The organism is Yersinia sp. 22-579 (genome assembly GCF_030433455.1).
Classification (GTDB): Bacteria; Pseudomonadota; Gammaproteobacteria; order Enterobacterales; family Enterobacteriaceae; genus Yersinia; species Yersinia enterocolitica.
Genome location: NZ_JAUJTZ010000001.1, coordinates 327,305 through 349,476 on the forward strand (window position 1 = coordinate 327,305; position 22,172 = coordinate 349,476).

Below are 22,172 nucleotides of genomic sequence, written 5' to 3' on the forward strand. Positions count from 1 at the left end.
TGTATGGATAGACAGTGGTCAATGTTTGTTTGTTTATAGTTAAACAATAGAAATTTTTCACTTTTTAAAGAATTGTATTATTTCTTTTAGCCATTCGGGTGTACTTATATCAGGATCATCATTGGCGTTTTCTAACAACGAGATATATGTGTCACAAAAGACATCTTTCATCCCTGGCCTTGAAAAGAAATCAGCTATTTTTTTCTTTTGAGTTGGGGTGATTTCGAATGCATTAAATGATGGGCCGGGATAATATTCCATTCCTTTTTTAATAAAATCAAAATCTATTTCATTTTCATTTTTTAATTTAATGAGTGTACGTGCGAATAACAATGCATCAAGAGTATCCTCAATTTCTGTTGCGGGGCTAACTTTACTATCAGACGCTTTTACTAAATGTATTTTATTTGCATCACCATCATAAAGTATTCGCCTTAATGTTATTTTTGGGATGGAGTCATTAGCATCAAACTTATCATATTGAATGTCTGTATCCATAAGGCAGTAGACTTTACCAGAAATTGTTTTCTTTCTATCTTCTAGTGCCAAAAGAAGATAATTGAATATTTTTTTTAATACTATACAGCCACTTACAGGCAGAACAATTAAATTACTTATATTTTCATTTTTTAAATGAGCCTGAAGGTATTTTTTATCGGTCCGTCCTTCACATATTAACCAATTATAACTGTTCCCTGACGTGATCGATGAAATGATCGACTGAACTAAATCATAATTACTTTTAACCTCTAAAGTATCTAAATATGAACCATTTGATTCAGTGACTAATCTTATCGACTCTTCTCGAAAATACTTTAAATTCAATGGTGATATATGTGTTTGATTTGGCGATATGTACACTGCTGTTCCATCACCTACAACAGGTAAAAAACCATACCAGTGCGTTGTAACTAAGGTTTGAACTCCTAATTCACTTATATGTCTTATTTTTTCAAATTGCTTAAAACATGCAGTAGCATGTAATGATAGTTCTGGCTCATCAATTGCAAAAATGGTCTGTAACTGGGCTTTTTTAGGATTAGCTTTTAAAAATGCAGTTGCTAAATCTAATAATGCCCGCCTTTTTTCACCAGAGCTTAGATTATATGCTGGAACTTCTTTTTTGTTTCCATCTCGGAAGTGTAAAACTTTATCGCTGAAATATGACTCTATAATTTTTATTATCATATGACGTTGCGTAAACTGACTTTGTCTTTGTGATGGTTTTTTAAATTGATAATTTCCATCTAAAATCTTTGACACATCTTCAATGAAAGTATTTAAATATCGATTGATTTCGGTTATATCACTTTTTTTAATTACTTTACTTATTTTTTGCTGAATGTCCTCACCTAATAGTGATTGTAAGAGTTCACCCTCTAGTTTTGAATAACTATCAACAGTTATCTCTGCTGGGAGATATATGTAATTATATAATTCTTTTATTGATTGCAATGTTTTAGATAACGTATCTTTATGATTGTATTTTTTTTGCCAAGAGGTATTTGTTGGTTCGAATGATGATTCTAACTGTTCTTCATAATCATCAATAGAACCAAAGAATGACATATAAGGAATAGGCATGTCACTTGGTCTTTCTTTTGTAAATCCTAAAGGAATTAAGTAATGAGTTTTGTCGTTATAATATTTAGATAATTTACCTCGATGTGCGACAAATTTCTCTGCAATAGGTCTTTGAAGTAGTTTGAAATCCTCGGATTCTATCTGCCATGTAATATTGCTGATTATTTCTAGTGTTTTAGAAACGCTAGAAGTACCTTTTATTTTTTCTTTGTCGATTAAGAATATAGGAACAATAAACGGTTCTCTAGTATCATATCCTTGACTTCTGACTTCATTATTTACATCTAATTTATTGATGTCACTGTTGTTAAGCAAAGCGTCTAGAGCACAGAGTATTGTACTCTTACCAACACCATTCTCTCCAATGAACCAGCTTAGCCTCCCATCAAGAGATATCGGGATGTAATGCTGATTTTTGAAAGTCTTAAAATTCCTTATTATTAAGCCTACAATCATGGTCAGTTATCCAGAGTTTAATTATAAATTAAATTTAATTGTTTTTATAATTCCTACTACGATGATATCGACTAAATTACAATCAAATGCAAACTTCCCGCCCTCAACTCGCACTTTGCCACCGGGAATACGAATAATATCTCTAACGCTGATTGTTCCCTCTATATCAACAACCCATTTACCATCCTGAACTTCATCGAACTGGCGATCAGCAATATAGGTGACATCACCATCAAGGATAACAACCGGGTCTTTTAATCCGTCAGGCAAGAATGCCTTATCGAACATATAAAAATTCGAGTCGTAGAGTTTTCCATCCAATAATTTTTTGCGCGGAATTTGTACAACATCGTTCAGTTTGGCGTTTTCAAACATCACACCTTCACCGGTTGTTAACCATGATAGGGAAACACCGGTTTCAAGTGCACCTTGAATAATCCATTCCGCAGGGAATATATCCCGCATATATCGGGTCGCGAGGGTACTTTTTGAAACCCCTAAATGATCACATAAAGCCTGCCGTGTAGTGAAGCCATAGGCCTCAATCAGACGGTCAATTGCTTTACGCCCTCCGCTTTTGAAATCCATAAAGTACGCCTCAACGAACAAAATCCATTGACAGATTCCTAAAGCGAACTTAAAGTGCATTCGTGAGTTCGTTTTGGGAATCACAACTGTTAAAAACTACTTATTACGGCTCACCACAAGCCAATCGGAGATGTTGCACTATGAGACCTAACATTTCAATCACTCTTCTGACCCCCCATGTCACAGTAGAGAAATATAGTGAATTAACGGGCTTAGATTCAGACACCATTAGAGCAATGCTTGCTGATGGTCGTCTGGTGCGTCACCGCCTGCGTAAAGATATGAAGCGCGAAAAAGTCATGATCAACATGGCCGCACTCACCGTAGATGCTCTCTCGAATTGTGATATTGCAATCGCCTAGTTCGATATTGCGTTATTGGGAGGGTATCGACCATGTTTGATTTCCAGCTTTCTAAACACCCGCGCTTTGATATGTCATGCCGTGCTTTCGCCCGGAATAACAATTTAACGGCGGTTGCCGAGCAAATCGGTATGAAGCCGCAAATGCTGCGTAACAAACTTAACCCTGACCAGCCGCACCAGTTGAGCTGTATCGAACTGTTGACGCTCACTGACATTACCGAAGATCCAACGCTGTTAGATGGCTTGCTGTCTCAACTGCAATGTTTACCAGCGGTACCGGTTAATGAAGCCAATCCCGCTAATTTACCTATTCATACCCTGAGCGCTACGGCGGCAATCGGTGCTATTGCCGGTGAAACCGTAACAGCTGGGCCTATGACTCAATCCCGTAGAAACGCCATTCTTGACCGTGCGAATCAGGCCATACGTGACCTGTCGCTGATTGTTGTATCGGTTGAAGCGCGTTTCCAATCCACGCCAGTTCTGGCCGCAGCGGTTGATTTTATCAGCGCCAGCGGGCTGGTTCCGGGCCTGAACTGAGGAACTTATGAAAGTTTTCGCTAACTACCTGAAACAACAATCACCCAGCCAACAATTAAACCATTTTGGCCATGGCTGGATTGAATTACCAAATGGTCAGCGCTGGCAACCTTGTACCAGCCGAGTGGTGTTTCTAGGGGAATCACGTAAGCCAATCTTTAAAACCAAACGCCACCGGTGGTGGTTCCGTTTGATGGGATTAAGGGGGTAACCATGTCAGCCAATAACAGTAAGTGGTTGGCTATTATTCGCAACAAAGTGACGGGCAGTCACAGCCGGGCCAGAGTGATATGGGAAAAACTCCCAGCACAGCACCGGGGGATTTTACTCCACTCCGCAGGGATGAAATCAGAGCACTGTTGGTACATGTGGGATGATTTTTCCCGTGAAGAATTACACCAGTTGCAGCGAGGGATTCAGCGATTACGGGCGTTGGTAGACACATTCGGGCCAGTCGGGACGTTGGATTTTGTGAAAGAGGATAAGCGTAATCGGAAGCCGCAGCATCAACCGGTACCGGTAAAAAACTACGGACCAGAAATGATTGCAGCCCAATCGATGGCCAATATGCATTACACCGATAATTAAGGAAACACGATGAAAGCAATAGCGGTAGATAGAAACGGCCTGTTAGTCGATTTTAGCCATTGGGGCGTGGCCCATAATTACGCGCAATTCTTCTTGGGCAAATGTCGTTTGGCGGGTAACAACGTCGAATTACAGCCAATTATGTTTAATGACACCATTCATCTGACTAACCCGCACCAATGGTTTTCTGCTCATGCTGCATTTTGGTGCCGGGCATACCGTGAGGCTGAATCAAATAGTGATCAGGTCGAAGCGCTGGCCTCTATTCGCGCCATTTATCATATGTCCGGTTGGCTGGGGTTAGGTTCTTTAACCTGCATGATTAATAACTGGTGGAATAGAACCATTGAGATCCACGGCTTGACGCAAATCAACCACTCTTGTGCGTCAGCCAGCACTACCAAACAACTGCATTAATTAACCCAAAACCATAAATACCAACGGCCTCCCATCAGTGGCCGGGGATTTTTATTACTTAAATTCGGAGCAAACACCATGCATATGCACAAAACAGTAGGGCAGGAAATGAGTAATCGGGCCGCGGCTGACTCCCGCGAACATGCTTTGCTGATAGCCAGAAAAGAGGCCCGAATAGATACCCTTGTTAAGTTATCTGGCCATTTTGACCGGTTAGCCACTGACATTGCTAATCAGGGAATGTCTTCAACTGAGATTGTCGAGTTACTGCGGCAGGTTGCGGAAAACATGAGTCGTGGGCGGGTCTGGAGCGAATGACCGCCACCATTCAGCGCCCGGTAAATGACTTTATGGACGGGGATATTTTATCCCTGTCTTTACCTTTTAATGGTGAGTTCAGCCGGGAGCCAGAGGGGCCGCGCCGCCCGCAAGATATCAGTATCACCGAAGATGAACTCTTTGTTCAGAACCCTACCGACCATCAATGGCGCAGCCAGTATTTAGGCGGGATGCCCCAATTTCTGGCTCGTTATTTTGGTGATCGATACTCCAACCTGTACCAATCAAAAGGCCGTCGCCATGCCAATACATTCTTACGCACTACGGTGGGCGAGAATGTATTGCCACGTCTACAGATGGTTAATCGCCAGTATCAGCCAGTTATCAAAGCGCCCGGTTTTTTGCCGTGGCCTTTTGCCGATGATTTAGAACGCCTGCCATCGTTTGGTCGGGATGAGTTACGCAACCTGTCCCACCGGGTGGCTGATTTTATGTCTGAAAGTTTTACCGACTATATCGAACGCAATTTCATCGGGCAGAGCAGCGACCCAAAAGAACTTTGGAAGCGTACCCAACGTGCTTATATCTGCCTTGTAAAACTCAGCAAGCAAGTGGGAACTGAACCGCCGTATTGGCGCGAATTCAATTCCAGCCGCAAGACAATCAACCCACGAAAAATTGAATCTGGCCTGCTGCGCATGATGTCACCGGATTGGTGGCGTGTGCGGTTAAAACGCCTGCGCGATGTGCGCCGGGAACATATGGCCATTGCGGTGGGGCAAGTACAGAAGTCAGCGTCAGCCTATGTTAGCCGCTCAGCTATGGCCGAATGGGTAGAGCAGAAGCGGCGTAACCGGGAGTTTTTCAAAGCGTTTGAGCTGGAAAATCAGGACGGTGAACGGGTTTCGTTAGAAGACATGGTGAATGGCAGCAACGCCAATCCCGCAATACGGAGATGTGAACTGATGGTCAGAATGCGAGGTTTTGAAGATTTAGCCACTGAAATGGGCTGTGTGGGGGAGTTTTACACTATCACCGCGCCGTCTAAATATCATGCGGTCTATCATGGTGGCGGCTTTGTTACTAACTGGAATGGGGCCAGCCCACGGCAGACACAAAAATACTTATGCAGCGTATGGGCTAAAGCCCGTGCGGCTATTGCCCGCGCCGGGATTAATGTCTTTGGTTTTAGGGTGGTAGAACCGCATCACGATGGCACCCCACACTGGCATGTGTTGCTGTTTATGCTGCCACAACACGTTGATCAGGTGCGCGACATTCTTTGCTATTACGCCCGGCTGGAAGATTCCGAGACATTGCAAAGCCCCGAAGCATTGAAAGCCCGTTTCCATGCTGAACCCATTGATCCGGCCAAGGGCAGTGCAACCGGCTATATCGCGAAATATATCTCAAAGAATATCGACGGTTACGCGCTCGACGAAGAAGAAGACGGCGAGACGGGCGGTAATGCACGAGACATGGCGAAAGCAGTCACCGCATGGGCCAGCCGTTGGCGTATCCGGCAGTTTCAGCAAATCGGTGGTGCGCCGGTCACTGTCTGGCGCGAGTTACGCCGCTTGCCCGGAGACGGACAAATACTACCGGATCAGGATATGGATAATGTGCGCTTTGCTGCGGATGTGGGCAACTGGTACGCCTACACCGAGTTTCAGGGCGGGCCGATGGTGAGCCGGGATTGTTTGACCGTGCGCCTGTCATATGAAATCACCGAAATGGGCAACATCTACGCCGAAGACGTTAAACGGGTTTTGGGTATCTATTCGCCGTTACTGGGAGAGGACTCTGCTGTTTGCACCCGTCTGGTTAAGTGGCAGATTGTACCGAAGTTGGCCGAAAGCGCAGCGCAGGCCGGGGGTTTGGCTTTTTCTGGCGGCAACGCCGCCGCTAGGAGTTCTGTCAATAACTGTACGCCGGATACCCGGCAACGATTAACAGAAGAATTATGTCTTAGAGGTTTTTTGGGTGATGAGGAAGAAATCGCGATACTGGAACGGGGCAGCAGCTTGCAATTTTACGGTGATCGCTCAGTAAGGTTAAATAATGGTCGGTTAGAAGAGGTGGCCCCACGGCCAGAACACCAGCGCTGGCCGGGCTGGAATTGATTTCGCTCATGAAATTCTGATGAAACAGGCAGTTAGCTGTTTCCAATTTTCTTAATTTTATTATACTGTATATAAATACAGTATAAACATGATGAATGGAGGAAGTCGTGACGGATTTATTTTTTGAATCTTTAGCTTTGCAGCGCATTGATTTGGTTGCAAGGTTGGTCACGAATAACCAGTGCAATGAAGAGGACAGGGATTTGGCATTAGTCTGGATTGCCGAAATGACTACCGCATTGACCATTGAACTGGATAAGCAGCAACAAAAAGGCCCCCAGATTGGAGGCCAGTAGTCAGGCGGCTGATGCGCTACCTTGCAATAGGTTAAGCATCATTTGCCGCTGCTGTGGATTCATGGAATCGACAACGGTTTTAATCAGTTTATCCCCGGTTTTAGCGCTGGGGCTAATGGTATGTGAAAAGGTCACATTCATCACAAAAGTATGACCGCATTCCACATCATTACAGGCGCAATATAAATCTGAAATCTGCCGGTGTTTACGGTTGGTTTTCCGGATAATGGCCGCGCCACCGCATTCAGGGCATAAGACTTTCATCACTCGCATGTTTCTGGCTCCAAAAGTGGCGAACTTCTGGAATTTTAACGTGTTTCTGCTCATAACGCACCCGAGTTTGCTGTTTGTGCATCAAAATTTAGCTGTAGATGTGTCGGGATCTCTGGATCGGCACTGATGGCAGCACTAAAGCGGCGTTGTACCGGTAAAATCTCGTCTTTTCGATACGTGTTCCGCGCTTTTTCCGGGTCACCTAAACCCGCAGCATTTTCCGGTATCTGCCCGGCTAACCCTGCCGGGAAGCGGTGAGCATTGAGAATGTCCTGCGCACTGATATTTTTCACATTGGCAAATTCATCTTTGGCGCTGATATCTCCCATTTGAATGAATTTCACCGCCTCCGGGTCACCGTTCGGGATGTTGACCAAGATGGTGCTGAAATTACCAATCCCTTTGCTGTCAGCTAACTGACGTTCAATTTCTTCCTCCACTTCATCGGTCATTGACGGGTCACTGGTATACAAAATGCCGCCAGTGTGCGCCCCATTGTGGTAATAGCGGCGGCGGAAAATCACCGCTTCACTGTTTAGCAATGCGGAGTGAATACCACCGATATAATCCGGCAGGCCATAAATCTGTTGTTGTGGGTCGTATTGTTTGAGAAAAATCACGTCATTTTCCGGGTAAACAAGAGGTTCACCCTCCTGCAATACCACAAATTCACCGCTTTTGCGGATGCGGGTGTACAGCGCCGGTAAGGGGGCCAGACCAATCACGTTGCCCCAGCCATTACGGATTTTCAGAATGCCGACATCACCAAAGGTAAAATAATCAAAAATAGCGGCTTCAATCTCTTCATGGGTCAGGCCACCGCTCTGGTAATCGGATGCCACCATATTTTTACGGGCATAAATGACGCCGCCATGTTGGCCATTGAGGTTAACCAACTGTGCCAGCGCCAGCCGGTCAATCGGCAGGGTGTAATGGTCATAGTCATTGTCATACCAGATATCGCGGTAATCGGTGCCAGTGGTGAGTATTGGCTCTGGTTTGCCGAAGCTGATAATGCTCATCTTGCGGTTTTTGCCGTGGTTATCTTGGCGCTTCATAGCGCGTTTATTTGGGCGTTTCATGCTGCTTTCTTTAGCCTCCAGCGGGATGTTAATTTGTTTTCGTAGTTAAGTGGCTCATTGTCGAGGGCGTGAGCAATGGCAAAGAATGCCTCCGCATGGCCGGTTTCCGCGCTGCGGTCTGCAACAAATGTCATGGCATTGCCGCTGGCGGTAGTGGTGTGACGGATGGCCATAAAGCTGGCGGGAATTTCGGTGCGGTCTTTGTCCCATTCGATACGTTTGCTTTCCACCACATCGGCGGCTTTCATCACCAGCCGGTTTTTGGTTTCTACGCCATAGCGGATGGCCACCGCCTGCCGGATGGCAAAGTGTTGGATGTTTTCAAATACACCCTGGCCGATGCCGGTCACATCCACACCGATATAGGTAATGTGATATTGCTGGAACAGTTTTTTAATCTGGTTAGCCTGATAGCGGAAATTCATCCCCTGCCAGTGGATCACCCGTAGTACCCGGAATTTTTCGCCCTCATAAAGTGGTGGCGCGATAATCACAAAAGTAGACAGGTCACCGGAGCGGGCCGGGTCAAAACCGCCCCATACCTCACGATTACCAAAGGGCCGGGCGGCTTTTTCGTCGTGATCCTGCCAAGTGGCAGCATCCACCCCGGCTTGCTGCAAGTCATCAAAAGAGAACACCGCATCTTTGCTGTCCACAAACACGCACATGTACAGCATGTTGAATGCATCAACGTTATAACGGTTACGCAGCTTTTCAAGGCTGGCCAGATTAAAGCCATTGCGAATGGCATCTTCCATGGTAATGACATAACGCCATTGGCCATCCGGGCAGCGGCGACCACCATCACGCATTTCATCAAATGATGGGAAGATAACTTTGGCGCGTTTCTTACTGCCGCGCTTCCATTCATCGCCTGTCCAGAATGGATAAGCCTGATGAGTTTTGGCGCTGGGCGTCGAAAAGTAGGTGGTGCGCCACTTATCATGAGTAGCCATGGCGCTGGCCGTTTCATTTAATTTGGCAAAGTTCGGTACCCAAAAATATTCATCGCAATACAGATGGCCGCTGTATGATTGGGCGGTGTTTTTGTTGGTAGACAGGAAACGCAGTTCTGCGCCGTTACTCAACCGGATAGGGTTACCGGTTAGTGTAATATCAAAATACTGCTGGGCAATATTGACGATATACGAGCGGAAAACCTCTGCCTGAGCGCGGGAGGCAGACAGGAATATTTGCGGGTCACCGGTCAACACCGCATTTTCAAAGGCCTCAAAAGCAAAATACCATGTCGCGCCAATCTGGCGGCTTTTCAGGATATTTCGTACCTGCTCGCCAATATTTAGCCGCAGGTGCTTTTGATAGCCAAACAGGTGTTCTTCTGACCAAACGTCAAAATCCTCTTTTGACAGCCCGGAAATATCATTTTTGCGGTACTGGCGTTTTTTCGTCGGGCGCTCATCATCAAAATCACCGCCATCATTCTGCGCCGGTTTGCTCCCTTTGGCGGCGGCGAGTTTTTCTTTATGCTTATTACTCTGCGCCCGCAGTTTCACCGCATGGGTAATCAGAATATCCAGCTCTTTTAATTCAATATCACTCTTATTATCGCGCCCGACTAATAATTGATAGCGGCGTTCAATGGCTTCCTCCGTGCTTTCATGGCTGAGTAAATCAGCCCAATTCCATTTTTGCGCCCAATAGTAAACAATCCGCACATTCGGCAGATTTAAATCACTGGCGATTTCTTTAGGTGTTGACCTTTTTAAATAAAGCGCCCGTGCAACACCAATAAGTTCATCTGAATATTTAGCCATAGCCTTTATTATGCCGAGATATATTTAAACAAACGTCACAGGCAGTTCTTATTTATTCGGGTAAGTAGCTATATCCGAATTCATAAGAATTAAAGCGAATGCGAAGCCAGTTTTAATTAGCCATACTGAATATCACAAATCAGGGAGAACAGTTGAATGTCAGTTTCACATTTAACAACGACATGGTTGTGTGTTTGTGCCGAGGGGAAAACATTAGACGGACGTGATATTGAAAGGCAATGGATATTAGACGCCGTAGAGCTATATAACCCTCGAATGTATACCGCACAATTATGGCCGGAGCATTCGCGTACTTATGGCCCGGTGGGGCAAGTATTAGAATTAAAGGCGGAAACAGATGAGGACGGTGTATTAAAAATGTTTGCCCGGCTTTGTCCTGCTTTGTCACTCATTGCGGCTAACGGCGAGGGTAAATTACTTTTTACATCCGCTGAGTTTACCGAAGATGGCAACTTTAGAGGGACGGGCAAAAGCTATCTTGAGGGCATGGGGGTAACGGATGAACCCGCCAGCGTATATACCGACCAAATGAAGTTTAACAAGCGATTGCGTAATAAACGTTATAGCCAATATCGGCCAATTGTTTTTGATGATATTAAAAAGACAGTAAAGGGGAACAGTGTGAAAGGTAAAAAGAAATGGTATCACAAGTTTGGTTTAGTTGATGAGAATGACACGACTACAGAAACTGATAATGATATTACTGATGATGCCGCCACGGTACTGGCTGAACAGTTAAAAGCCGCGCAGGATAAAATCAGCGAATTGGAAACCCAGCTTGCTGAATTAAAAACCAGTCAGGAAGAAACGGATTCTGATGTTGAAACGATTAAAGAAGTCGTGGACACCAAAGAATTTGCACAATTGCGTGATAATTTGCCGCAGTTTATTCAGAAGTTGGGCAGCTTAGATAAAAAGTTCACTAAATTACCCAGTAAAAAACCGAGCGATTCACGTAAGCCGTTTGAGTTTCTTTAATTAAGCACTGGCTTAATGGGTTTTCGTATTTCTGATTAAAGAGAGTGCAATAAATGCTACTTAATAATAAAGCGCGAGGTTATTTAAATAATTACCTCGATGGGCTGGCATTGGCAAATGATGTGAAAGAGACATCACGTTATTTCTCATTGACTGACCCAAAAGAAACAAAATTGCGTGATGCTATGTTGGAAAGCAATGAATTTCTTAATTTCATTGTGGTTGAAGATGTTGACCAGATTAAAGGGCAGGTGGTTAACGTAGGTAATCCGGGGCTGTTTACGGGCCGTGTGGATGAGGGCCGTTTTCGTCGCAAAGTGGGTGTTGATGGTAACAACTATGAGCTGTACGAAACAGATTCCGGTGCGTCACTGACATACCAAATGTTATCTGTGTGGGCCAATGCCGGGAGTGAAGAAGAGTTTTTCCAGCGTATGCAGGCGTTTACCAATAAGTCATTCAGTCTGGACGTGCTACGCATTGGTTTTAACGGTAAATCGGCGGCGAAAACCACCAAGCCGACGGATAACCCGAACGGTGAAGATGTCAATATTGGCTGGCATGAGCTGGTACGAACCTATGACAAAAATCAGATTGTTACTGATGCCATCACACTGGGTAGCGGTGGTGATTTTAAATCATTGGATGCCATGGCCTCTGATCTGATTAACGCCAAAATCCCGCAGGAATTCCGTAATGACCCGCGACTGGTGGTGTTGGTTGGGGCTGATTTAGTGGCTGCGGAGCAATACCGCCTCTATCAGGCCGCAGACCGCCCGACTGAAAAAATTGCCGCGCAAATGCTATCGCAATCTATTGCCGGACGTCAGGCCATGGTGCCGCCGTTCTTCCCCGGCAAGCGTATGACGGTCACCATGTTGAGCAATCTTCATGTTTATACCCAGCGAGGGACACGTTACCGCAAAGCTGAGTTTTCTGATGACCGTAAGCAGTTTGAAAATAGCTACTTACGCATGGAGGGCTACGCGGTGGAAACGCCAGAGCTGTATGCGGCCTTTGATGAAACCGCCGTCACCATTGGCAAGGTTGAAGAAGCCAAAGACGGGCCAGAGGTATAAGCCATGCTATCACCCGCGCAGCGTCATTCCGCCCGTATTAAGGCTGAAAAGCAGTTAAGTGAGTGTCAGGTGTTGGACGCTGGCCACAGTCTGCACGTCAAATTACGGGCATTGGAACATGATGTTGGTCGGGTACGTAGCCTTGATGTCACCAGTGACCGGGTAGCCATGAAGCGCAGCGAACTATTACCGCGCTGGCTTCCAACTGCACAGGCGTATCTGGACAGTGGCGAGGTACATCAAAACCCGATTTTGGTGTACTGCATTATCTGGTTGTTTGATGTGGATGAGTTTGATCAGGCTCTGGACTGGGCTGATATCGCCATCGAGCAGGGGCAGAAAATGCCGGGCAATTTCCGCAGTAAGTTACCGGCATTTATCGCTGATACCGTGATGAAGTGGGCCGAAATTGCCGCCGCCAGCGGGGAAAGTGTCGAGCCGTATTTCTCTCGCACATTCAAAAATATCCGCGAGAAGTGGCGGCTGCATGAAGAGATTAATGCCAAGTGGTACAAGTTCGCTGGGTTGTTGCTACTGCGTGATAACGATGGTCAGCCACGGGCTACCGCGCTGGATGATGTGGAGTTATTACAACAAGCGGATGCCTTACTGGCGCAGGCGGTAGGGTTTCACCGGCAGATTGGTGTCACCACCTTGCGCCGTAATATCGCCGCCCGTATTCGGGCATTGCTAAAAGAATAAAAGACTACCGTAAGCCGAGCGGGCGCGGCGGAGGCAATACACATTAGTGTTATGTGCCGTGGAAGCCGGTCAGCCCGCTTTTCGGGAGAACATATGTTTAGCGGAAAACCGATTGATTATCAGGATGCCACCTTAAAAAACGTGGGGTTCTGGCCAGACTTGAGCCTTAAAGAATTTCAGGTTCAGCGCACTATCCCGGCTGATGTTGATGCGGGAACTGTTGCACAGGCATTGATTACCGCAGCGGGAGAGGTGAACAGCGATTTAGCCAGCGTTGAAGCGAAGCATCATGCGAATGGTTATAGCCATGCCGCAGAGGTGCCGGGCGTCAGTATCGACACTGAAAACCTGTTATGTGCGCAGTACAAAAAAGCGGTTTATGCCCGTGCTAAAGCCGATCTGTTAGGGGAGTTTGCCACGATTGGCCGCAGGGAGTCACACCCAGGGCAGGAGAGTGACGAGACACGCAAGGGATTGCTGGCGGAGTCATCCATTGTTATCCGCCGTATGAAAGGGTTGAAGCGCGTCACCGTGAGGCAAGTATGAGCAAATTACAGTCATTAACCGCCTTTGTGCAGGGCAACTTACCGCAACGGCTGCGCAAGCTGGAATTTAACAGCGACATGGACGAACTGCGCTTTATTCCGGCGCAGCGGGATTTAGGGCTGGATCAGTATCAACTGGCGTTGATGCAGTTTGATGCGGTGCTGAGTTGGGGGCGCTTTCCATATCGCGACTATGACCCGCGCAACCTGTGTGCTTTGTTGCTGGTGTGGATGATTGAGAATGGCCCCGATTACGGCCCGGAGCCGGAATTACCGAGTATTGATATCGATGTGATCGACGATAAAACCGCCATGGTGGTGGTGTCGATGGCCATCACTGAATCACTGAGTATTAAACAAGATGAGGCCGGGGATATCCCCTTTCAGGGGGCTAAATGGCGGCTGACCGATCCGCAGTTATGGCTGGCCACGGATGGCGCGATATTTGGCGCGGATGCGCAGGGTGCGCCGATTGGTGAACACGGATGATTATCAACGGTGAACTGAGTAAAAAACAGTTAACCGAGCTGCAACAGGCACTTAAACGGCTGGAGTTACCGCCCCAAAAACGCCAGCGGCTGTTATGGCGGTTGGCCAAGTACGGGGTGATTGTTGCGGCCAAGCGCAATGTGCGTAACCAGCAATCACCGGATGGCACCCCGTGGCAGGGACGGCAGACCAACCAGCGCGGCAAGATGCTGCGCAACATGCCGAAATTGCTGCATATCCGTGAAATGCCGGAGATAAGCGCGGTCAGGCTCTATTTACAGGGCGGTGGCTACCGCAACGGCGAAAAACCAGTACCGGCGGGCGTGGTGGGGTACGGCCAACAAAATGGGATGCACGTCACCATTAACCGCAACGCCGTGGCTAAATCAATCCCCCCGGAGCGGCCCGCCACTGTCAAACAGGCCAAAAAGCTACGGGCCTTGGGTTACCGGGTCAAACAGGGTAAGCGCTGGCGCAAGCCGCCTTACAAAGAAATTGTAGGAAAAATGCGTTTCGCCCAAGCGGGTTTGCTGATTAAAAAACTGAGTGGCAAGGCGGCTAAATCAGCGTGGACAGTGGACGTCCCGGCGCGTGAGTTCTTGGGCATGAGCGACGACGATTTTAATAAAGCCTTAGCGCGTCAGTTACAGGCCATCGGGTTTGGCTGGGACGTCAAAGCACAGGATATGAAGGGGTAACGATGAGTTGGCCACAAGTCAATATTGACCAAAAAAACCAGCTACAGGGTGAAACCAAAGAGATTGAACGGGCCGTGCTGTATATCGGTAGCGGTAAGGTTAACACCGGGAAAACGCTGGCGGTGAACACGCAGACTGATTTTGATGTGTTGCTGGGGCCGGACGCCAGCGCGGTAAAAAACTGCACCAAAGCCGCGATGCTCAATGCAGGTCAGAACTGGAACGGCTTTGTGCATGTACTGGCGCAACCGGCCAAAAATGAAGAACTTAACCCGCAGGCATGGGTGGATGCTGTCAAAGCTGCCCAATTGGTGGCCAGTGTTGAGGGCGTAGTGGTGGTGTTACCCGCCGATAAAGCCACCATCAGCGACGCCGCCAGCTTGCGGGCTGAATTGCTGGCCAAGTTTGGCCGCTGGGTGTGGTTCGTACTGGCCGTTGATGGCCCGCAAGCCGAAGAGGGCTGGCCGGAGTATTTGGCCCGTCTGGCAGCATTACAACAGGGTGTTGCGGCGTCGGCGGTGCAACTGGTGCCACGGTTGTGGGGCAATGAGCCGGGGGTGTTGGCCGGGCGTTTATGTAACCGCACCGTGACCATCGCAGACAGTCCGGCCCGTGTCGCCACTGGCCCGCTACTGGAAATGGGCAGTGATACGCAGCCAGTGGATGGCAAAGGTGTGGCGCTGGATTTGGCCACCTTGCAGGCGCTGGAAACCCTGCGCTACAGCGTTCCAATGTGGTACCCGGACTATGACGGCATGTACTGGGCAGATGGCCGCACATTGGATGTAGAGGGCGGGGATTATCAGGCAATTGAAAGTCTACGCATTGTTGATAAAGCGGCCCGCCGTATTCGCTTACAGGCGATTGCCAAGATTGCAGACCGTTCACTTAACAGTAGCCCCGGCAGCATTGCCGCGCACAAAACCTATTTTTCCAAGGTACTGCGCGAGATGGCCAAAAGTACACAAATCAACGGGATCACCTTTCCCGGTGAAGTGAAGCCACCACAAGAGGGCGATGTGGTGATTACGTGGCGCACCGCCACCAAAGTGGAGATTTATATTGTGGTGCGCCCGTATGAATGCCCGAAAGGTATCACGGTGAGTCTGATGCTGGATACCACACTGGAGGATAGCCAATGAGTACCCGTATTTCTGGCCAGTCGGTGGATATCAATATGGACGGTGATTTGATCCATGTGGAAAAAATCGGGCTGACCATTACCGATAACAGCGGCCCGGCACAGACTAATGGTGTGCCGGATGGGGATGTAAAAGGCGATGTCGGTGCCGAGGGGGACATTGAAGTCAGTACCAAAGTGCTGCAACAGTTGACCGCCAAAGCCTCACGCGCCGGTTCATGGCGCGGTATCCCGGCATTTGACATCTTGTTCTATGCCAAAGCCGGGGAAGAAGAGCTGAAAGTGGAGGCGTTTGGCGTGAAATTGAAATTTGATTCCGCGCTGGATGTTGACCCGAAAGGCGGGGCGGTGCTGACCCATAAAATTAAGTATTTCATTACCAGCCCGGATTTTGTGCGTATCAACGGCATTCCCTATCTGGAAGCGGAAGCCACGCGCAATCTGATCGGCTAGGGGGCAAGGATGCAGGAACATGAAAAAACTTTTCTCGGACTGGCCATTTTAGGTGGGCTGATTGCACTGGGAAAGGTATTGGCCAGTGATGAGCCAATCACTGTCCGGCTGTTTGTGGGGCGGGTGATATTGGGATCAGCCACCTCGGTGGCAGCGGCGGCAGTATTGGTTTGGGTGCCGGGGATTTCTCCGCTGGCGGTAACCGGGTTAGGGGCTGCGGCAGGTATTGCCGGGCATCAGGCGGTTGAACTGTGGTTACGCCGCCGGGGTAGCAGTTTATTAAAGGGAAAGAAACCATGACGTTAAGTGAAAAACAGCAGTTATTTACCCAACTGATTGCGCAGTTAATTAGCTGGGCCGGGGAACGGGGCTACCGTCTGACCTTGGGTGAAGCCTACCGCACCACGGAGCAGGCCAAACTGAATGCCAAAGCGGGAACCGGTATCAGTAACAGTCTGCATACTTCGCGGCTGGCAGTGGATTTTAATCTGTTTATTAACGGGGTGTATCAGACCAAAAGCGAGGCGTTTTTGCCGTTGGGCGAGTATTGGGAGTCGTTGGGCGGGACATGGGGCGGGCGCTTCAAATCTAATCCCGATGGTAATCACTTTAGCCTTGAGCATAACGGGGTGCGCTGATGGCCAAGATACTGGCGCTGATAGTGGCGGCATTTGTGGCTGGGTGGTATCTCAATGATTTACAGCATGACCGTCTGGAACTGAGTATTACCCGTGCCGCCAACACAGCGGCAGAACAGGGCCGGACAATTTCGGAGGGCATAGCCAGTGATTCAGCCCGGCAACTGGAAGATAAGCTGGAAGCGTTGCGCCAGCAGAGTGATAAGTACCAGCCGGTTATTCATACGGAAATTATTAAGCCGGTGTTTACTAATGTGTGTGCTACTGATGAATATGTCCGGTTGTTCAACGAAAGTAGTGATGCCGCCGAACGTGCCTTATCAGGAAAATCAGCTGACTAAATGCAGCACCCTATTACCCCGATTAACCGGTACGACCGGTAATGATTTTGATAATGCCTTACGCGCCTATCGCAGTATTTATACCTTATGCGCGGCGCGACACAACCAACTCATTAATGAAATATATCTGAGACAAGGAAATAAATAACATGGCCGACAAACATAAAATTGTATTAGCAGTGGGTAGCGTTGAACTTATTTTTGAACCAAACACTACCGCTTATAACGGTTTAATTAATGATATGGCAATGGATAATAAAATTGCCCCGGCATTTAAATATCTGCGCCGTATTATCAGTAAAGAAACCAAAGAAGCATTAGACGAAATTTTAAAAACACCGGGTGCGGCTTTGCAATTGGTTGACCAAGTGAACCAAGTCTATGCGCCGAAATTGGAAATTGAAGTAAAAAACTAACCCAACGGTTACGGGCCATTGAAAGTAATTCAATTGAACAATTTCTTATTCTACGCCGCCATTATCTGCCGCATGAAAATGACGATATAGAAAATTTAGCCCGTGCCGTTTGGTTGGATAACCGTTATTGGGATAACACCCGTATTTCTATTGCCAATGGAATTGGCTTGGCATTTAAAGGCGACTAATGAAACACCTCGATTTTACTTTAAGCATGATTGATAAAATCACGCGCCCGTTAAAGCAGGTGCAGTCCACCGTTAAAGGGTTCGCGGATCACTCACAAGCGGCTTTCGGTAAAATTGCGGTGGGCGGTGCGGCCCTGTTTGGTGTGGTGCAGGGCATTAAGGGCGCACTGGGGCCTGCGGCGGATTTTGCCGGGGCGCTTAATGAAGCCAGCGCCAAGGGGGTGAGTGATAGCGCCTTGCAAAAGATGAGCACCGATGCCCTAAAATTCAGTATGCAGTATGGGCGCAGCGCGGTGGATGTGGTGCGCTCCAGTGCCGATGTGCGCAGTGCCATTGGTACGCTGTCTGACCGTGATTTGCCTCGTTTTACCCTGGCCACCAATGTGCTGGCCGCAGGCATGAAAACCACCGGCAGCGAAGCCGCCGCCTACATGGGGCAAATGTATAACCAGTTTGACAGCTACGCAGACCGCATAGGCAAAGTGAAATTTGCCGAAGAGGTGGCCGGTAAAACCGCGTATATGGCGCAGGCATTTGGCGTCAATATGCAGACCATGGCCGACTTGATGGAGGGTTCCAAAGGGGTTGGCGCTAACTATGGCGTCGGCATGGATGAGCAATTTGCCGTGTTGGGCCAGTTGCAAAAAACCTTGGGAACTGAGGCCAGCGGCAGTTATGAAACCTACATGAAAGGGGCCGCTGCCGGGGCTAAAACGCTGGGACTCAGTTTTGTGGATGCTTCTGACCAGATGCTGACCATGCCGCAAATGCTGGAGAAATTGCAAGGGCGTTACGGGAAAACCATCGAGGGCAATTTAAAGGCGCAGACCGAGCTGGATAAAGCCTTTGGGGATGGGGCCAATGTTATTAAACAGCTATACGGTAATGTCGATTTGCTGAAACGCAATATCGGTGAGTTGGGCAGTAATGACGGCATGAAACGGGCCGGTGAGATGGCCAAGAAAATGGCCGACCCATGGGAGCGGCTGATGGCCATCTGGACAGGGATGCGGGTGATTTTGGGCTTAACCCTGTTACCGGTGCTGTATCCCATTATGAACCGGGTGTCGGCTATCGGGGAGAAATTCGCCCGCTGGATGCAGTTATTCCCCAATATCGCCCGGTTGATCGGCTATGCCATGCTGGCGCTGTTGAGTTTTGCCGCCGCCGGTGCCATTGCCAATATGGTGATGGGGATCAGCATGTTTATCTGGATGGGATTAAAACTGCTGTGGGGTGCATTGTGTGCGGTAACCCAAATCCACACTGCGGCCATCTGGCTGTATAACAAAGCGATTATTACCGCTAACGCTACCATGCGCATTATGCGCGGTGTCTTGCTGGCGCTACGTATCGCGGCCATTTCAGCGGGGATCTCCTTTAGTTTCCTGACATGGCCGGTGTTATTGGTGATTGTGGCTATCGCGGCACTGGCGGTGGGTATCTACTACCTGATTAAGTATTGGGATGAGATTAAAGCGGCTATTGCTGATACCGCGGCTTTCCAGTGGCTATCCGAGGTGGTCACCGCTGTCGGGGACGTATTTAGCGGCGTATGGCAAAAGATTGTATCCGGCTGGCAGTGGCTGGTATCGGCTATCACCGGTTTATCACCGCTGGCTGGGTTCAGTGCCATGGCTGACAGTATCGGTAATGTGTTTAGTGGCTTATGGGACTGGCTGAAAAGTACCTTTGCTGAAACCTATAATTGGATTATCGATAAGCTGAATATTATTCCCGGTGTCAGCATTGAGGCACAAAGTATTGCTGCCCCGCAAAGTAGCCCAATCAATTCCGCTAATGGCTTATTAACCGGTGGCCATATGCGCAACATTGATAAAGGCGGGATTAATAAAGAAATCAGTAATAACTCTAAATCCGTGAGTGATAACAGCAAACGCATTGAGAATGTCCATATTAATATGCAGGGTGGCATGACGCCGAGTGATTTAATGGAGTGGCAGGAATTAAATTAATGACGGAATTAATGTATATCGACCTGCTGATAAAAGACGGTGACTTTGTATTAAATACCGGTAATGAGCCAACGCTGTGTAATAACCGCATTAGCATTGGCCAAGACTGTATTCACGCCATTATTGAAAGTGGCCTCACCACCCGACTAATTGCGGAACGCAGTCCGACATTACGCGCCGATGTGATCACCCAGTTGGTTATTTTAATTGAAGATGATGAACGCATTATTCCCGGCACGGTGGTGGTGAATGAAGAAACGGCCACACGGCTATGGGTAACGGCTGATACCTACGATTTCGGCCCGATTACGGTAAGTGCGGATTATGAGTAATAAACCTGAAATAGATTATGCGCAGGTATTACAAGATAGCGGGATGCCGACCACGGAAACAGACATTCGGCAAAAGTTTGACGAGCTGGTAGAAGAGGAAGGGTTAATCACCAATACCTCCGATATGTCGCCGTTCTGGCGGCTGATAAAAACCATTGTCACTCGTCCGGTGTTGTGGCTCAACGAAGTGTTAATCAATACCGTGCTGGCCAATATGTATCTGGCCACTGCCAGCGGCACTTTTTTGGATGTGTTTGGCTGGGGCGTCAATGCCAGCCGTAAACCGGCCACCGCTGCGCAGGGCATGATCCGCTTCTATAAAGCTGATATTCAACAAGATGTGGTTATCCCGGCCGGGACGATTATTCAGACCGAACGCATTAACGGCAAAATTTACAGCGTGGTGGTAAGCAGTGAAACCGCCATTGCTGCCGGTAGCGCCAGTGGGTTGGTCGCGGTAAATGCGGCTGAGGTGGGCGGGGCGTTTAATCTGGCCCCCGGTTACTACCGTATCTTGCCGCAGGCGGTGCCGGGCATAGAACGGGCACAAAGCGAGGGCGATTGGTTAACCGTGCCGGGTGCTGATAAAGAGTCAGATGATGATTTTCGCGACCGATGTCGCAACCAATTTAACTTAGTGGGCAACTATCACACTGATGCGGTGTACCGCAGCATGATAGCCGGGGTAGTCGGGCTATCCATTGACCGGATTTATTTTTTGCACGATGCCCCGCGCGGGCCGGGTACTGCCAACGCTTATTTATTGTTGGACAGTGGCGAGATTTCCCAGCCGTTTATTGATGCGGTCAACGACCATATCACCAATCAGGGCCACCATGGCCATGGCGATGATATGCAGTGTATGCCACTGCCGGAAAGCCAGCATGATTTAGTGGTGACGCTGTATGTCAGCAATAAACAAAATTTAACCGCTGATGAGTTGGCCAAGCTGGAAAGCGGCTGTGAAAACCTGATCCGCAGCGCCTTTCGTCAGAACAGCAATTACAAGGTGCTGAAAACGTGGCCCTATTCCCGCTTCTCATTTTCCAATCTGGGGCGGGAGCTGCACAAGACGTTTCCGCTGATTGAGTCACTGAGTTTTTCACTGAGCGATATTGTCAGTGATCTGAGTGTGCCGCGCCTGAACAGCTTAACGGTGGTGATTGAAAATGCCTGATTTCATTAGCCGATTAACAAGCCTGCGCCTGCCGTCATGGATGGATAAAGGCGAATCAAACAAGTTACTGCGGGTGTGCCGCGCATGGTGGCAGTGGGTGCATAGCTGGCTGAACTGGCCGCTTAATCAGTTGGATGCTGCCACCTGTGCCGTGCCACTGCTTAACGTGTTGGCCTATCAGCGCGATATCAGTCGCTTTAATGGTGAGCCGTTGAGCCTGTACCGCAAACGGGTGCAATACGCCTTTATTAACGCCGCTGATGCCGGTTCAGTGGCGGGATTTATCGCCATCTTTAAGCGCTTGGATATCGGGGTGATAACCCAACTGGAGCGCCAGCCGGGTTATGACTGGGACGTTATTGTTATCCGGGTGAATGATAACCAGATAGCGGAAAATAATACCTTAATGATGGCACTGATTCGCCAGTATGGCCGCACCTGTCGCCGTTACATTTTCCAAGTGGTTAACGCCAGAACGGTGACGATGCACGGCGGGGAGTTCAGCAATGAATATGGCTACCACCTTGCAAAATTAATCATCGCGCCCGGTACCATCAAAGGCACGGCAGCGGTGATGCCCACCCAATTACAGCATTCGCATGAAGTCTATGCGGCAAAATTGAAATAAGGATA

General features: G+C 48.3%; 29 protein-coding genes. 24 read left to right on the top strand and 5 right to left on the bottom strand.

Going from position 1 to position 22,172, the window contains the following annotated elements; translation table 11 throughout:
• Positions 1-57 precede the first annotated feature (57 nt).
• Positions 58-2,040 (bottom strand): AAA family ATPase, encoded by a 1,983-nt coding sequence (locus QSV56_RS01510; protein WP_267248595.1) that lies wholly within the window; start codon positions 2,038-2,040, stop codon positions 58-60.
• Positions 2,041-2,061: 21 nt separating this feature from the next.
• On the bottom strand, positions 2,062-2,628 hold the full coding sequence (locus QSV56_RS01515; RefSeq protein ID WP_267248594.1) for a phage repressor protein CI: 567 nt from the start codon (positions 2,626-2,628) through the stop codon (positions 2,062-2,064).
• A 140-nt stretch (positions 2,629-2,768) separates the two neighbouring features.
• On the opposite strand from QSV56_RS01515, the gene QSV56_RS01520 reads away from it, so the two are divergent.
• The 8 genes from QSV56_RS01520 (at position 2,769) to QSV56_RS01555 (ending at position 7,235) form a co-directional block, all read left to right on the top strand.
• Positions 2,769-2,990: a hypothetical protein gene (locus QSV56_RS01520; RefSeq protein WP_005171278.1), complete on the top strand. Its 222-nt coding sequence runs from the start codon at positions 2,769-2,771 to the stop codon at positions 2,988-2,990.
• Between the two features lie 32 nt (positions 2,991-3,022).
• Positions 3,023-3,532, top strand: coding sequence for a phage regulatory CII family protein (locus QSV56_RS01525; protein WP_005171274.1), 510 nt, complete (start codon positions 3,023-3,025; stop codon positions 3,530-3,532).
• A 7-nt stretch (positions 3,533-3,539) separates the two neighbouring features.
• Entirely contained in the window at positions 3,540-3,743 is a 204-nt protein-coding gene (locus QSV56_RS01530) for a phage filamentation protein Fil family protein (RefSeq protein ID WP_301210380.1), read from the top strand.
• Between the two features lie 2 nt (positions 3,744-3,745).
• Positions 3,746-4,120, top strand: coding sequence for a hypothetical protein (locus tag QSV56_RS01535; protein WP_301210382.1), 375 nt, complete (start codon positions 3,746-3,748; stop codon positions 4,118-4,120).
• A 9-nt stretch (positions 4,121-4,129) separates the two neighbouring features.
• On the top strand, positions 4,130-4,537 hold the full coding sequence (locus QSV56_RS01540; protein WP_219646122.1) for a hypothetical protein: 408 nt from the start codon (positions 4,130-4,132) through the stop codon (positions 4,535-4,537).
• A 78-nt stretch (positions 4,538-4,615) separates the two neighbouring features.
• Positions 4,616-4,855: a DUF2732 family protein gene (locus QSV56_RS01545; RefSeq protein ID WP_050292014.1), complete on the top strand. Its 240-nt coding sequence runs from the start codon at positions 4,616-4,618 to the stop codon at positions 4,853-4,855.
• On the top strand, positions 4,852-6,939 hold the full coding sequence (locus QSV56_RS01550) for a replication endonuclease (protein WP_301210387.1): 2,088 nt from the start codon (positions 4,852-4,854) through the stop codon (positions 6,937-6,939). Before QSV56_RS01545 ends, QSV56_RS01550 begins: the two co-directional genes overlap by 4 nt.
• 107 nt (positions 6,940-7,046) lie before the next feature.
• Positions 7,047-7,235, top strand: coding sequence for a hypothetical protein (locus QSV56_RS01555; RefSeq protein ID WP_049678017.1), 189 nt, complete (start codon positions 7,047-7,049; stop codon positions 7,233-7,235).
• Here the strand turns inward: QSV56_RS01555 and QSV56_RS01560 are convergent, their stop codons facing one another.
• From QSV56_RS01560 to QSV56_RS01570, 3 genes are read right to left on the bottom strand one after another with little or no spacing between them, the layout of a single operon-like run.
• Positions 7,236-7,508, bottom strand: a complete 273-nt coding sequence (locus QSV56_RS01560) for an ogr/Delta-like zinc finger family protein (protein WP_004389556.1) — start codon at positions 7,506-7,508, stop codon at positions 7,236-7,238. It lies immediately after the preceding gene.
• A gap of 50 nt (positions 7,509-7,558) precedes the next feature.
• Positions 7,559-8,590 carry a phage portal protein gene (locus QSV56_RS01565; protein WP_005171247.1) on the bottom strand — a complete coding sequence of 344 codons (1,032 nt, stop codon included), beginning with the start codon at positions 8,588-8,590 and terminating at the stop codon, positions 7,559-7,561.
• Entirely contained in the window at positions 8,587-10,365 is a 1,779-nt protein-coding gene (locus tag QSV56_RS01570) for a terminase family protein (protein ID WP_050163850.1), read from the bottom strand. Before QSV56_RS01570 ends, QSV56_RS01565 begins: the two co-directional genes overlap by 4 nt.
• 156 nt (positions 10,366-10,521) lie before the next feature.
• Here QSV56_RS01570 and QSV56_RS01575 point away from each other — a divergent pair, with 156 nt between their 5' ends.
• The 16 genes from QSV56_RS01575 to QSV56_RS01650 all read left to right on the top strand — a co-directional run bounded on the left by QSV56_RS01575 (position 10,522) and on the right by QSV56_RS01650 (position 22,167).
• Positions 10,522-11,364, top strand: a complete 843-nt coding sequence (locus QSV56_RS01575; RefSeq protein ID WP_050162111.1) for a GPO family capsid scaffolding protein — start codon at positions 10,522-10,524, stop codon at positions 11,362-11,364.
• A 53-nt stretch (positions 11,365-11,417) separates the two neighbouring features.
• Positions 11,418-12,443: a phage major capsid protein, P2 family gene (locus tag QSV56_RS01580; protein WP_049678014.1), complete on the top strand. Its 1,026-nt coding sequence runs from the start codon at positions 11,418-11,420 to the stop codon at positions 12,441-12,443.
• 3 nt (positions 12,444-12,446) lie between these two features.
• Positions 12,447-13,145, top strand: coding sequence for a phage terminase small subunit (gene gpM / locus QSV56_RS01585; protein WP_050162114.1), 699 nt, complete (start codon positions 12,447-12,449; stop codon positions 13,143-13,145).
• A gap of 93 nt (positions 13,146-13,238) precedes the next feature.
• Positions 13,239-13,691, top strand: coding sequence for a head completion/stabilization protein (locus tag QSV56_RS01590; protein WP_050162116.1), 453 nt, complete (start codon positions 13,239-13,241; stop codon positions 13,689-13,691).
• Positions 13,688-14,179: a phage tail protein gene (locus QSV56_RS01595; RefSeq protein WP_050919967.1), complete on the top strand. Its 492-nt coding sequence runs from the start codon at positions 13,688-13,690 to the stop codon at positions 14,177-14,179. The genes QSV56_RS01590 and QSV56_RS01595 overlap by 4 nt, the downstream gene beginning before the upstream one ends.
• Entirely contained in the window at positions 14,176-14,877 is a 702-nt protein-coding gene (locus QSV56_RS01600; RefSeq protein WP_050162122.1) for a phage virion morphogenesis protein, read from the top strand. The genes QSV56_RS01595 and QSV56_RS01600 overlap by 4 nt, the downstream gene beginning before the upstream one ends.
• A gap of 2 nt (positions 14,878-14,879) precedes the next feature.
• Positions 14,880-16,019 carry a DUF2586 domain-containing protein gene (locus QSV56_RS01605; RefSeq protein WP_050162125.1) on the top strand — a complete coding sequence of 380 codons (1,140 nt, stop codon included), beginning with the start codon at positions 14,880-14,882 and terminating at the stop codon, positions 16,017-16,019.
• Positions 16,016-16,471 (top strand): phage protein, encoded by a 456-nt coding sequence (locus QSV56_RS01610; RefSeq protein ID WP_049678008.1) that lies wholly within the window; start codon positions 16,016-16,018, stop codon positions 16,469-16,471. Before QSV56_RS01605 ends, QSV56_RS01610 begins: the two co-directional genes overlap by 4 nt.
• Before the next feature lie 9 nt (positions 16,472-16,480).
• The gene (locus tag QSV56_RS01615; RefSeq protein ID WP_012303689.1) at positions 16,481-16,771 is read left to right on the top strand and encodes a holin; all 291 of its coding nucleotides are present in this window, start codon (positions 16,481-16,483) and stop codon (positions 16,769-16,771) included.
• A complete protein-coding gene (locus QSV56_RS01620) occupies positions 16,768-17,109 on the top strand; it encodes a M15 family metallopeptidase (RefSeq protein WP_049678007.1) in 342 nt (113 codons plus the stop codon). Before QSV56_RS01615 ends, QSV56_RS01620 begins: the two co-directional genes overlap by 4 nt.
• Positions 17,109-17,450, top strand: a complete 342-nt coding sequence (locus QSV56_RS01625) for a hypothetical protein (RefSeq protein WP_050919972.1) — start codon at positions 17,109-17,111, stop codon at positions 17,448-17,450. Before QSV56_RS01620 ends, QSV56_RS01625 begins: the two co-directional genes overlap by 1 nt.
• A 149-nt stretch (positions 17,451-17,599) precedes the next feature.
• Entirely contained in the window at positions 17,600-17,866 is a 267-nt protein-coding gene (locus QSV56_RS01630; RefSeq protein ID WP_046050154.1) for a putative phage tail assembly chaperone, read from the top strand.
• A gap of 187 nt (positions 17,867-18,053) precedes the next feature.
• Positions 18,054-20,030: a phage tail tape measure protein gene (locus tag QSV56_RS01635; RefSeq protein ID WP_301210404.1), complete on the top strand. Its 1,977-nt coding sequence runs from the start codon at positions 18,054-18,056 to the stop codon at positions 20,028-20,030.
• Entirely contained in the window at positions 20,030-20,362 is a 333-nt protein-coding gene (locus QSV56_RS01640; protein ID WP_049678004.1) for a DUF2590 family protein, read from the top strand. Before QSV56_RS01635 ends, QSV56_RS01640 begins: the two co-directional genes overlap by 1 nt.
• The gene (locus QSV56_RS01645) at positions 20,355-21,539 is read left to right on the top strand and encodes a baseplate J/gp47 family protein (RefSeq protein ID WP_301210407.1); all 1,185 of its coding nucleotides are present in this window, start codon (positions 20,355-20,357) and stop codon (positions 21,537-21,539) included. Before QSV56_RS01640 ends, QSV56_RS01645 begins: the two co-directional genes overlap by 8 nt.
• Positions 21,532-22,167: a hypothetical protein gene (locus QSV56_RS01650; protein WP_301210409.1), complete on the top strand. Its 636-nt coding sequence runs from the start codon at positions 21,532-21,534 to the stop codon at positions 22,165-22,167. The genes QSV56_RS01645 and QSV56_RS01650 overlap by 8 nt, the downstream gene beginning before the upstream one ends.
• Positions 22,168-22,172: the final 5 nt, after the last annotated feature.